The sequence below is a fragment of the Streptomyces sp. NPDC087420 genome (assembly GCF_044744165.1).
GTDB lineage: Bacteria > Actinomycetota > Actinomycetes > Streptomycetales > Streptomycetaceae > Streptomyces.
Map to the genome: position 1 here is coordinate 167,933 of NZ_JBIUXU010000014.1, position 12,014 is coordinate 179,946.

The 12,014-nt window shown below is 70.0% G+C and carries 13 protein-coding genes and 1 pseudogene; 13 read left to right on the plus strand and 1 reads right to left on the minus strand.

The genetic code is table 11. The features are described from left to right. Positions 1–1,563 carry a signal recognition particle protein gene (ffh, locus tag ACIO1C_RS28320; RefSeq protein ID WP_401868451.1) on the plus strand — a complete coding sequence of 521 codons (1,563 nt, stop codon included), beginning with the start codon at positions 1–3 and terminating at the stop codon, positions 1,561–1,563. A 593-nt stretch (positions 1,564–2,156) separates the two neighbouring features. On the opposite strand, the gene ACIO1C_RS28325 is transcribed toward ffh, so the two are convergent. Beyond that, a complete protein-coding gene (locus tag ACIO1C_RS28325) occupies positions 2,157–3,011 on the minus strand; it encodes a methyltransferase domain-containing protein (protein ID WP_401868454.1) in 855 nt (284 codons plus the stop codon). A 718-nt stretch (positions 3,012–3,729) separates the two neighbouring features. Here ACIO1C_RS28325 and ACIO1C_RS28330 point away from each other — a divergent pair. From ACIO1C_RS28330 to ACIO1C_RS28385, 12 genes and pseudogenes are all read left to right on the plus strand, one after another. Further along, entirely contained in the window at positions 3,730–4,323 is a 594-nt protein-coding gene (locus ACIO1C_RS28330; RefSeq protein WP_161308529.1) for a hypothetical protein, read from the plus strand. Positions 4,324–4,547: 224 nt separating this feature from the next. Next, the gene (gene rpsP, locus ACIO1C_RS28335; RefSeq protein ID WP_327234277.1) at positions 4,548–4,994 is read left to right on the plus strand and encodes a 30S ribosomal protein S16; all 447 of its coding nucleotides are present in this window, start codon (positions 4,548–4,550) and stop codon (positions 4,992–4,994) included. Between the two features lie 2 nt (positions 4,995–4,996). Next, positions 4,997–5,236 (plus strand): RNA-binding protein, encoded by a 240-nt coding sequence (locus ACIO1C_RS28340; protein WP_020868149.1) that lies wholly within the window; start codon positions 4,997–4,999, stop codon positions 5,234–5,236. Positions 5,237–5,347: 111 nt separating this feature from the next. Next, positions 5,348–5,929, plus strand: coding sequence for a ribosome maturation factor RimM (rimM, locus tag ACIO1C_RS28345; protein ID WP_401868458.1), 582 nt, complete (start codon positions 5,348–5,350; stop codon positions 5,927–5,929). After that, entirely contained in the window at positions 5,929–6,750 is an 822-nt protein-coding gene (gene trmD, locus ACIO1C_RS28350) for a tRNA (guanosine(37)-N1)-methyltransferase TrmD (RefSeq protein ID WP_401868461.1), read from the plus strand. Before rimM ends, trmD begins: the two co-directional genes overlap by 1 nt. A 129-nt stretch (positions 6,751–6,879) precedes the next feature. After that, entirely contained in the window at positions 6,880–7,230 is a 351-nt protein-coding gene (gene rplS, locus ACIO1C_RS28355; protein ID WP_161308525.1) for a 50S ribosomal protein L19, read from the plus strand. Positions 7,231–7,302: 72 nt separating this feature from the next. Further along, positions 7,303–8,136 (plus strand): signal peptidase I, encoded by an 834-nt coding sequence (gene lepB, locus ACIO1C_RS28360; protein WP_401868464.1) that lies wholly within the window; start codon positions 7,303–7,305, stop codon positions 8,134–8,136. Beyond that, positions 8,129–9,144, plus strand: a pseudogene (gene lepB / locus ACIO1C_RS28365) (signal peptidase I); the annotation flags it as partial. The gene lepB (ACIO1C_RS28360) and the pseudogene lepB (ACIO1C_RS28365), both read left to right, overlap by 8 nt. Then, positions 9,116–10,105 (plus strand): signal peptidase I, encoded by a 990-nt coding sequence (lepB, locus tag ACIO1C_RS28370; RefSeq protein WP_401868467.1) that lies wholly within the window; start codon positions 9,116–9,118, stop codon positions 10,103–10,105. The pseudogene lepB (ACIO1C_RS28365) and the gene lepB (ACIO1C_RS28370), both read left to right, overlap by 29 nt. Positions 10,106–10,150: 45 nt before the next feature. Next, positions 10,151–11,005: a signal peptidase I gene (lepB, locus tag ACIO1C_RS28375; protein WP_401868470.1), complete on the plus strand. Its 855-nt coding sequence runs from the start codon at positions 10,151–10,153 to the stop codon at positions 11,003–11,005. Further along, positions 10,992–11,516 carry an NUDIX hydrolase gene (locus tag ACIO1C_RS28380; protein ID WP_401868473.1) on the plus strand — a complete coding sequence of 175 codons (525 nt, stop codon included), beginning with the start codon at positions 10,992–10,994 and terminating at the stop codon, positions 11,514–11,516. The genes lepB (ACIO1C_RS28375) and ACIO1C_RS28380 overlap by 14 nt, the downstream gene beginning before the upstream one ends. Positions 11,517–11,572: 56 nt before the next feature. After that, positions 11,573–11,881 carry a DUF2469 domain-containing protein gene (locus tag ACIO1C_RS28385; protein ID WP_014675276.1) on the plus strand — a complete coding sequence of 103 codons (309 nt, stop codon included), beginning with the start codon at positions 11,573–11,575 and terminating at the stop codon, positions 11,879–11,881. The last annotated feature ends 133 nt before the right edge of the window (positions 11,882–12,014 follow it).

Here is a 12,014-nt window from a genome sequence, read left to right on the forward strand (position 1 = left end):
GTGTTCGACACTCTCTCCGACCGCCTCGCAGCCACATTCAAGAGCCTCCGGGGCAAAGGGCGCCTCAGCCCGGAGGACATCGACGCCACGGCCCGCGAGATCCGTATCGCCCTGCTCGAAGCCGACGTGGCCCTGCCCGTCGTCCGCGCCTTCATCGCCAAGGTCAAGGAACGCGCGAGCGGCGCCGAGGTCTCGGGCGCGCTGAACCCGAGCCAGCAGGTCATCAAGATCGTCAACGAGGAACTCGTCGGCATCCTCGGCGGTGAGACCCGGCGGCTGCGCTTCGCCAAGCAGGCGCCCACCGTCATCATGCTCGCGGGCCTCCAGGGCGCCGGCAAGACCACCCTCGCGGGAAAGCTCGGCCTCTGGCTCAAGAACCAGGGTCACTCGCCGCTCCTGGTCGCCTGTGACCTCCAGCGCCCCAACGCCGTCACCCAGCTCTCCGTCGTCGCCGACCGCGCGGGTGTCGCCGTGTACGCCCCGGAGCCGGGCAACGGCGTCGGCGACCCGGTCAAGGTCGCCAAGGACTCGATCGAGTACGCCCGGTCGCGCCAGTACGACATCGTCGTGGTCGACACCGCGGGCCGCCTGGGCATCGACCAGGAGCTGATGAAGCAGGCCTCCGACATCCGCGACGCGGTCAACCCCGACGAGACGCTCTTCGTGGTCGACGCGATGATCGGCCAGGACGCGGTCAACACCGCCGAGGCGTTCCGCGACGGCGTCGGCTTCGACGGTGTGGTCCTCTCGAAGCTCGACGGCGACGCCCGCGGTGGCGCGGCGCTCTCCATCGCGCACGTCACCGGCAAGCAGATCATGTTCGCCTCCAACGGCGAGAAGCTCGACGAGTTCGACGCGTTCCACCCGGACCGGATGGCGTCCCGCATCCTCGACATGGGTGACCTCCTCACCCTGATCGAGCAGGCGGAGAAGACGTTCAGCCAGGACGAGGCCGAGAAGATGGCCGCGAAGCTGCAGAGCAGCAAGGGCGGCAAGGACTTCACGCTGGACGACTTCCTCGCCCAGATGGAACAGGTCAGGAAGATGGGCAGCATCTCCAAGCTGCTCGGCATGCTGCCCGGCATGGGCCAGATCAAGGACCAGATCAACAACATCGACGAGCGGGACGTGGACCGTACCGCCGCGATCATCAAGTCGATGACGCCGGGCGAACGTCACGAGCCCACCATCATCAACGGCTCACGCCGGGCGCGGATCGCGCGGGGTTCCGGCGTGGAGGTCAGCGCGGTCAAGAACCTCGTGGAGCGGTTCTTCGAGGCGCGCAAGATGATGTCGAAGATGGCGCAGGGCGGCGGGATGCCGGGCATGCCGGGCGTTCCCGGGATGGGCGGGGGCCCCGGCCGTACGAAGAAGAAGCAGAAGGTCGCGAAGGGGAAGCAGCGGTCGGGCAACCCGATGAAGCGCAAGCTGGAGGAACAGGCGGCGGCGACGCGCCGTGAGTCGGCGGAGCCGTCCCCCTCCGGCAACGCGTTCGGCCTGCCGGCCGCGGAGCCCGACAAGAACTTCGAGCTCCCGGACGAGTTCAAGAAGTTCATGGGCTGACGTCACTGCTTGTCCTCAATCGCCGGACGGGCTTGGTTTGTCGTGGTGGCGGGGGGCGGGGCCTCCGGAGGCAGGGGTGTCCGGACTGCTATCCTCACCGCGCTTCGCGCGAGTTGCGACGCTTTACGTCCGGACACCCCTGCCTCCTCCGACCCCGCCCCCCTCACGCCGGACGGGAGACTGAACGACCCCGCCCGCACCGGGGTGGGCCGACGCCTCAACGCGGGCCCGGTAGCGGAGACGACTTCCCCCGCCCCGGGGTGGGCCGGGTTGTTTTGGCGCGGGCCTGGAAGGGGGACGGGCAGGGGTCGTGTCCGGAACGTAGAGCGTGTTTTGTGTCGCATGGCGACCGTTACCCAATACGACTGGCTGAACGCGACGTAAAACATGCAGTGCAGGACACGACCCCTGCCCGGCCCCCGGCAACAACCCGCACCAAGGCCACCGGGCCGCAGCGGGCAAAATCAAGCCCGTCCGGCGATTGAGGACAACACGAACCGCAACCCGGTCACCGAGAACGCGCGGCCCCCCGGGCCCCAGACCGCCCGTCCGGCGCTTGAGGACAACACGGACCGCAACGCGGTCGCGAAGAGCTACGCGCGCGCGATCAGGTAGCGGAAGACGTTCGGCATCCAGACCGTCCCGTCCTTGCGGACATGCGGATGCAACGCCTCCGCGATCTCCTTCTCCACCTGCCGCCGATCCGTCGCCCGCACCGCCCCGTCGAACACCCCCGTGGACAGCAGCCCCCGCACCGCGCTCTCCGTGTCCGCGTACCCGAACGGGCACGACACGCGGCCCGAGCCGTCCGGCTTGAGGCCCGCGCGGGCCGCGACCTCTTCCAGGTCGTCCCGGTATGCCGGGCGCCAGCCGCCCTTGCGGAGGCGGTCGGCCAGCCGGCCCGCGACCCGCAGGACACCCGCCGTCGCGCAGCGCTCCGGCGGGCCCCAGCCCGTCAGCACCACCGGGGTGCCCCGCCCGGCCAGCGGTATCGCCGCGTCGAGCGCGGGAGCCAGCCCCTTCGCGTCGCCCGCCACACACCCGATCGGCTGGAGCGCGGTGATCACGTCGTACGGCACACCACCCGGCAGCGCGGCCTCCGCCGTCCGGGACGTGGGGAGCACACCCCCGGAGGGCTCCCGGCCGGAGGCAGCCGCGTCCGCCGCCAGCCGCGTCGACGCCAGCGCCAGCAGCTCCTCGTCGGAGTCGACGCCCGTGACCCGCGCACCCCGCGCCGTCGCCATCAGGAGCGCCAGGCCCGAGCCGCAGCCGAGGCCGAGCAGCCGGGTGCCGGCGCGGACCTCCAGGCGCTCGTACACCGCTTCGTAGAGCGGTACCAGCATGCGTTCCTGGATCTCGGCCCAGTCACGGGCGCGTACGGACGGATCGGAGGCGACCGCCGTCGGCGGCCCCGCGTTCGTAAGGTGCTGGACGAGCGTACGTGTCATGGATAGCGCCCCAATCCGCCGAGAGGTCGGTACTGCCCTGAATGACATCCCCCGTGTACGTGCGCGCCTTCATCCCCCGTATGCCAGGGAACTCCGCATCCGTGCCCGCGTCCAGTGGGCGATTGGCAAAGCGTCGGTGAACCACTGGTACGCCCCCGCGTGTGCGGCCGGTTCCCGCCCTGGGGCGTCCCCGTGGCTCACGCGCGTGCCGGGCGAAGATGCCTGTTCGGGCGCCCCGGGCGGGTGATTTCCCTTGGGGCGTAAGGGATCCGGCACCCGGCCGGAACTGGCCGACAACGGCCTCCCCCTCGCCGCGTCGGCGACTGGGCCGAATGGGTGGTCGCACGGCAGCGGTCCCACCGCACGCCCGCGTGCGCCCCCACCGGCCACCGACGGACGCCCTCGGCCCGGGCGACGGGCCGGTGCCGGAATCCGGCGATGCGCCGGGTACTGTCGCTCTTGTGGCCCGCGCTCCACCGAGCGCCCGCCCCGCCGGCCGCCCGCGCTTCCCGCGCGCCCGTGCCCCCGTACGTAGATCGTCTACGCGTCGAAGCGTACGAGTCGCTACGTACCAGCTTGGTAGGAGCTGTGAGGCTTCTCCGCAGATCTACGCACCCGCCCTCGTCAGGACGCATCAATGGCAACTGACGGGTACGTGCAAATTATTTGGGATGCCCCGGAATGGAACCCCGGAGCGCCCCAGCTCGTTATTCACGACGTGAGCACGACACCACCTGTTCTCGCCGCAGAGCTGGCACAGGCGTGGGCCGATATTCAGCGGTCCCACCCCGAGCTGCCGGATCTTGCCGCGCCAGAGTCCCTGATCGGAGAGTCCTCGTCCGCCTGCGGCGCGGAGCTCTCATTCGAACGACTGCTTCACGAAGCGGTCCACGGCATCGCCGCGGCGAGAGGTGTCCGCGACACCTCGCGAGCGGGCCGCTATCACAACCGCCGATTCCTGGCGATCGCCGAGGAGATGGGCCTGGACCACCCCGAGGAGCCGCATCCCAGCAGTGGCTTCTCGCTGGTCTCGCTCAGCCCCGAGGCGAAGCGCCGGTACCGCCCCACGATGGAGCGGCTGCAACGGGCCCTCAAGGCACACACGGTCGCGACGGCCGCCGACACCAAGCGGAGCTTCCGCGGCCCCGCGGCCCGGCACGGCTCGTCCGGCGGGGGCGTCCGCGTCAAGGCGGTCTGCGACTGCGGGCGCAACGTCCGCGTGGTCCCGTCGGTCCTGGCCCAGGCGCCCATCGTCTGCGGCGGCTGCGGCAAGCCGTTCCGTATCCCGGAAGTGGTCGCCGCTGCGAGCTGAGCACCGGTGCCCACCGGCGCGCGCCGGTGGGCCGGGCCCGGCGCCCGACCACCGCCGCGTCATGCCGCACCGCAGGTGTGTGGCACAATAGCCAGCTGTACTCGACAGTCGCACAGGACCCCTCTCTCCTCCGGCTGACGCGTCCATCGGGCGGATCGGGTACCGCAACCCCACGCGGCGTCCCGCCTCGCCCAACCACGTCAAGACCAGGAGACACCACTCCAGTGGCAGTCAAGATCAAGCTGAAGCGTCTGGGCAAGATCCGTTCGCCTCACTACCGCATCATCGTCGCCGACTCCCGCGTCCGCCGTGACGGCCGGGCGATCGAGGAGATCGGCATCTACCACCCGGTCCAGAACCCCTCGCGCATCGAGGTCGACTCGGACCGCGCGCGGTACTGGCTGTCTGTCGGCGCCCAGCCGACCGAGCCGGTTCTCGCGATCCTCAAGCTCACCGGTGACTGGCAGGCGCACAAGGGTCTTCCGGCCCCCGCGCCCCTGCTGCTCCCCGAGCCGAAGGCCGACAAGCGGGCCCTCTTCGAGGCGCTCACCAAGGACGGCGGCGACGAGCCCAAGGGTGAGGCCATCACCCCGAAGGCGAAGAAGGCCGACAAGAAGGCGGACGAAGCCGGGACCGAGTCCTCGGCGCCCGCCGAGTCCACCGAGGCCTGAGCATGCTCGAGGAGGCTCTCGAGCACCTCGTGAAGGGCATCGTCGACAACCCGGACGAAGTGCAGGTCGCCTCGCGCAACCTGCGCCGTGGCCGCGTGCTGGAGGTCAGGGTCCACCCCGACGACCTCGGCAAGGTGATCGGCCGCAACGGTCGTACCGCTCGCGCGCTGCGCACCGTCGTGGGTGCCATCGGCGGCCGTGGCATCCGCGTCGACCTCGTCGACGTGGACCAGGTCCGCTGACAGCGTTCAACTGACAGCGTTCAACACCGGCACGGGCCGGGGCCGGGCCGTATGGTCCGCCCCGGCTCGTTGCCGTTTGTTCCATGTGTGACCGTAAAAGGGGCGTATGCAGTGCAGTTGGTGGTTGCGCGGATCGGTCGTGCCCATGGGATCAAGGGTGAGGTCACCGTCGAGGTGCGTACGGACGAGCCCGAGCTGCGGCTCGGGCCCGGGGCCGTACTGGGTACGGAACCGGCGGCGGCCGGCCCGCTGACGATCGCGACGGGCCGGGTGCACAGCGGCAGGCTGCTGCTGCGCTTCGAGGGCGTGAGCGACCGCGGCGGCGCCGAGGCGCTCCGTAACATCCTGCTGATCGCCGAGATCGACCCCGAGGAACTCCCCGAGGACCCGGAGGAGTTCTACGACCATCAGCTGATGGATCTCGACGTCGTCCTCGCCGACGGCACGGAGGTCGGGCGGATCACCGAGATCACCCATCTGCCGTCGCAGGACCTGTTCATCGTGGAACGGCCCGACGGCAGCGAGGTGATGATCCCCTTCGTGGAGGAGATCGTCACCGAGATCGACCTGGAGGAGCAGCGGGCCGTCATCGACCCGCCCCCGGGTCTCATCGACGAGCTCCCTGAGACGGACCGGCCGGAGAAGTCGAATCAGCCGGAGAATTCGGATCAGCCTGACAAGGGCGACGCCTGATGCGGCTCGACGTCGTCACGATCTTCCCCGAGTACCTGGACCCCCTGAACGTCTCGCTGGTCGGCAAGGCCCGTGCGCGGGGCCGCCTCGGCGTGCACGTGCACGACCTGCGGGAGTGGACGTACGACCGGCACAACACGGTCGACGACACCCCGTACGGCGGTGGACCCGGCATGGTCATGAAGACCGAGCCGTGGGGCGAGGCCCTGGACGACGTGCTGGCGGGCGGGTATGAGTCGGGCGCCCACGACCCGGTGCTGGTCGTGCCCACCCCCAGCGGCCGGCCCTTCACCCAGGAGACCGCCGTAGCGCTCTCCGAGCGCCCCTGGCTGATCTTCACACCGGCCCGGTACGAGGGCATCGACCGCCGGGTCGTCGACGAGTACCGGACCAGGATGCCCGTCCACGAGGTGTCCATCGGCGACTACGTCCTGGCCGGCGGCGAGGCGGCCGTCCTGGTCGTCACCGAGGCCGTGGTCCGGCTGCTGCCCGGGGTGCTCGGCAACGCCGAGTCGCACCGCGACGACTCCTTCGCGCCCGGCGCGATGGCCGACCTGCTGGAGGGGCCCGTCTACACCAAGCCCCCCGAGTGGCGCGGACGCGGGATCCCGGACGTGCTGCTCAGCGGCCACCACGGGAAGATCGCGCGCTGGCGGCGGGACGAGGCGTTCGAACGTACCGCCCTCAACCGCCCCGACCTGATCGAGCGTTGTGACCCCTCGGCCTTCGACAAGAAGGACCGGGAGATCCTCTCCATCCTCGGCTGGTCCCCCGAGCCCGGTGGCCGATTTTGGCGCAGGCCCTCCGCCGTGGAAGAATAGGCCGCTGCCCTACGTCCGGTGTGCGCCCCTGCCACAGGGGGAACGACGCCCACCCGACGAGAACGGCACCCCAGACTCTCATCCCGACATCCGCTGATGACCTGTGGCATCAGTGAGGAAGCAGATCCCATGACCAGCTTGCTCGACGCCGTAGACGCGTCGTCGCTCCGCAGCGACCTCCCCAAGTTCCGCGCCGGTGACACCGTGAACGTCCACGTGCGTGTCATCGAGGGAAACCGCTCCCGTATCCAGCAGTTCAAGGGTGTTGTCATCCGGCGTCAGGGCTCCGGCGTCCGTGAGTCCTTCACGGTCCGCAAGGTCTCCTTCTCCGTCGGCGTCGAGCGGACCTTCCCCGTCCACAGCCCGATCTTCGAGAAGATCGAGCTCGTGAGCCGCGGTGACGTCCGTCGCGCCAAGCTTTACTACCTGCGCGAGCTGCGCGGCAAGAAGGCGAAGATCAAGGAGAAGCGCGACAACTGAGCCCCGGGCTCACCGTCGCAACCGGGTCCAGCGGGCCGCCGGACAAGACGATCGGTCTAAGCTCCTGCCCCGATGGACACCGAAGCACAGCACACGGAGCGCGACTCCTCCTCCCAGCCCCTCACCGGGGCGGAGGAGGAGTCGCGCTCCGCGCGTTTCTCCGGCCGGTTCTGGCGCAGGGCCGGGCTGCTCGCCGTGGTGTGCGTCGCCGTGGTCCTGCTGGTCAGCCACTTCGTGATGCAGCCCTTCCTGATCCCGAGCGGCTCCATGGAGCCCACCCTCCGGGTCGGGGACCGGGTGCTGGTCGACAAGCTGGCGTACCGTTTCGGGTCCGTGCCGCACCGCGGCGACGTCGTCGTCTTCGACGGCACGGGCTCCTTCGTCCAGGAGAAGCCCCGGGAGAATCCCGTCACCGGGCTGCTGCGCGGCGCCGCGGCGGCCGTGGGACTCGCCGAGCCCCCTGGGACCGACTTCGTGAAGCGGGTGATCGGGGTGGGAGGCGACCGTGTGGTCTGCTGCGACGAAGGGGGCAGGGTCGAGGTGAACGGACGGGCGGTGGACGAACCGTACGTGTACGCAGGTGACGCCCCGTCCCGTGTTCCCTTCGACATCGTCGTCCCGGAGGGCACGCTGTGGGTCATGGGTGATCACCGCGACAACTCGCGCGACTCCAGGGACCATCTCGGCGAGCCGGGCGGGGGCGTGGTGCCGGTGGAGCGGGTCGTGGGACGGGTGAGGTGGATCGGCTGGCCGCCCGGCCGCTGGTCGGCGCTGAGACCCACCGACGCCTTCGAGGACGTGGGGAGCCCGGCCGGTGCCGTACGGGCTCCCGGTGCCGTACGCGCTCCCCTTGCCGTACGGGCTTCCGGCGGCGGTCAGGGGAGGCGGGACGATGCTCATGGGTAAGCGCGGACGCGCCGCCAGCCACGGACACGACACCCGCCTGCCGACCGGCAGCCGGCCCACCATGGGCCGGGCGCTGCCGGGACGGGCCGACCGGCGCAGACTCGCGCGGCGGGTCAAGAACCGCAGGCGGCGGTCGGCCATGACCGAGATCCCGGTGCTGATCACCGTGGCGCTGCTGATCGCGCTGGTCCTCAAGACCTTCCTGGTCCAGGCCTTCGTGATCCCGTCGGGCTCGATGGAGCAGACGATCAGGATCAGCGACCGGGTCCTGGTGGACAAACTGACCCCGTGGTTCGGCTCGAAGCCGGAACGCGGTGACGTCGTCGTCTTCAAGGACCCCGGGAACTGGCTCAAGGACGAGAAGCCCGTACCGGACACCTCCCCGGTCGTCATCAAGCAGATCAAGGAAGGGCTGACCTTCATCGGGCTGCTGCCGTCCGCCGACGACCAGGATCTGATCAAGCGGGTGGTCGGTGTCGGGGGTGACACCGTCAAGTGCTGTGACGCATCGGGCAAAATTACCGTCAACGGTGTGCCGCTGGAAGAGCCGTATCTCCATCCCGGAAACGCCCCCTCGACGATCACTTTCGAGGTGAGGGTGCCCGCGGGGCGTATCTTCGTCATGGGTGACCACCGGGAGAACTCGGCGGATTCCCGCTTCCACCTCGACGAGAAGGACCAGGGCACGGTCTCGGAGGACGAGGTGGTGGGGCGTGCCGTGGTCATCGCCTGGCCGATCGGCCACTGGAGCCGGCTGGGCGACTCGGAGCCGTTCAGCGAGGTCCCGGACGGGCGTCCCGCGCCGACGGCGGCCACAGCCGCGTCGAATAGTGTGTTCCCGCGGGATCGACATGGATTGGTCCGGCTCCCGAGCCCTGCGGAACTCCCGCTCGTTATGGGAGTGGTGGGCCTGCCCCTTCTCCGGGGCAGGCGACCGCACGGAGTGAATCGCACGGAGTGAGGAGTGGATGTGGGGGATGTGGCGGTCGGTGCACGTTCCGGTCACGATGATCCCGAGGAGGGACACGAGCAGCTCGCCGAGTCGCCCGCGGTCGTGACGGACAGCACGAAGGAACCCGAGAACGGTCCCCTGGGCGGTGACGGCGTCGGTGACAACGACACGGACGGTGCCGGTGACGGCGAGGGGCAGAGGAAGCAGCGTTCCTTCTGGAAGGAACTGCCCCTCCTCATCGTCATCGCGCTGGTCCTGGCGCTGGTGATCAAGACTTTCCTGGTCCAGGCGTTCTCGATCCCCTCGGACTCGATGCAGAACACCCTCCAGCAGGGTGACCGGGTGCTGGTGGACAAGCTGACCCCGTGGTTCGGCTCGGAGCCCGAGCGCGGTGAGGTGGTCGTCTTCCACGACCCGGGCGGCTGGCTGCCCGAGACGGACGTCCCCGATCCGAACATCGCGCAGAAGTTCCTGAGCTTCATCGGGCTGATGCCGTCCGCCGAGGAGAAGGACCTGATCAAGCGGGTCATCGCGGTCGGCGGCGACACGGTGGAGTGCAAGAAGGGCGGCCCGGTCGAGGTCAACGGGCACGCGCTGGACGAGAAGGGGTTCATCTTCGCCGGCAACACCCCGTGCGACGACCAGCCCTTCGGACCGTTCAAGGTGCCCAAGGACCGGCTCTGGGTGATGGGCGACCACCGGCAGAACTCGCAGGACTCGCGCTACCACATGGACAACGCCGACCGGGGATTTGTCCCGGTCAAGGATGTGGTCGGCCGGGCCATCGTGGTCGCGTGGCCGCTCGACAGGCTGGCGACGCTGCCGGTGCCCGACACCTTCGACCAGGCGGGTCCCGGCCAGGCGGCCGCCGCCGTGGGGTCGCTCGCGGCTCCCGGCGCGCTCGGCCTCGCCGGTGCGGTGCCGCTGGTGCTGTGGCGCAGGAAGAGGCTCGCGTCCCGGCCGGCCGGGGAATCGGGTACGCACAGCACCGGACCCGGTGGCGGTACCGCCGGGTAGGGTGCCGTCCCGGATCGTCGATTTCCGGAACGGTGGGGTGCTCGGGTGAGCGGAACGGGACGTACGGGCGGAACAGGACGTACGGGACCTGGGAACGGCGGCCACGGCCGCCTCGGCAGCGTGCTGTCGGGGCTGGTCGTGGCCGTCGGCTGTGTGCTCTTCCTCGGCGGGTTCGTGTGGGGAGCCGTGGAGTACCGCCCGTACACCGTGCCGACCGACTCGATGTCCCCGACCGTGAAGGCGGGGGACCGGGTGCTCGCCCAGCGGATATCGGGGGACGCCGTGCGGCGCGGGGACGTCGTGGTCTTCACCGACAAGCAGTGGGGTGACATGCCGATGGTGAAGCGGGTCGTCGGGATCGGCGGCGACAAGGTCGCCTGCTGCGACACCGGGGGCCGGCTGACCGTCAACGGCAAGGCGATCGCGGAGCCGTACGTGGGTGAGTCGCCCGGCGGGCGTGCCTCCGGCACCGATTTCGACGCGACCGTACCGGACGGTCAGCTCTTCCTGCTGGGTGACCAGCGGACCCTCTCGCTGGACTCGCGGGTCCACCTGGAGGACCGGGGCCAGGGCTCGGTGCCGCGCTCCGCGGTGGACGCGCGTGTCGACGCCGTCATCTGGCCCTCGCCGGGCTTCCTCGGGCGGCCGGCCGGGTTCGCGGCGCTGCCGGGCGGGGTGTCCGCTGCCGGGCCGGCCAAGCCGCTGGTCGGCGCGGTGGTGCTCGGGGCGGTGCTGATCATGGTGGGGGCGGCGTACGGGCCGCTTGCGCAGCGCCGGGCGAAACGGCGGGCGAGGGCCGGGGCGGGGCAGCGGCCGGGGTCCGGTGGGGCCGGGCGGTCGGGGCGGTCGGGGTCGTCAGGGTCGTCAGGGGAAGGGGTGTCGGCGCGTGCCGGAGGCTGAGGTCGGGTTCGGCGGGGACTTCGGCGGGGGCGAGCTGCGGAAGGTCGCCCGCGTGGTGCTGCTCGATCCGGAGGACCGCGTCCTGCTGCTCCACGGCTACGAACCGGACGACCCGGGCGACACGTGGTGGTTCACGCCCGGCGGGGGCCTGGAGGGCGACGAGAGCCGCGCGGAGGCCGCGTTGCGGGAGCTCGTGGAGGAGACAGGGATCACACAGGTCGAGCTGGGGCCTGTGCTGTGGCACCGGCGGTGCTCGTTCCCGTTCGACGGACGGCGCTGGGACCAGGACGAGTGGTACTTCCTGGCGCGTACGACACAGACCGAGACGGCCCCCGGCGGGCTGACCGAGCTGGAGCGGCGCAGTGTCGCGGGGCTGAGGTGGTGGACCTCCGCCGAACTTCTGGCGGCACGTGAGACGGTGTATCCGACCAGGCTCGCCGAGCTGCTGCGTACGCTGCTCGACGAGGGTCCCCCGGATGAACCGGTGGTCCTCGCCCCCGAAATCGTCTAGGGGCGCGGGGGACCGGAGCACAATAGGGGGACGTACGGCTGAAGGGGAACATTGCCATGAGCGCCGAGGACCTCGAGAAGTACGAGACCGAGATGGAGCTGAAGCTCTACCGGGAGTACCGCGATGTCGTCGGTCTGTTCAAATATGTGATCGAGACCGAGCGTCGCTTCTATCTCACCAATGACTACGAAATGCAGGTGCATTCCGTACAGGGCGAGGTCTTTTTCGAGGTGACGATGGCGGACGCGTGGGTCTGGGACATGTACAGGCCCGCCCGTTTCGTCAAGCAGGTACGGGTACTCACGTTCAAGGACGTGAACATCGAGGAGCTCAACAAGAGCGATCTCGAACTGCCCGGAGGCTGAAGAGCATGACAGCGCGGACGGAGATGCCCCGGGGTTGCCGCCCCGGGGCATTTCCGTGTGGCCCAGGGCCATCTCCGTGTGGCCCCGGGTCATCTCCGTGTGCGCTGGCATGGTGTTTCACGGAGTGGTCTCA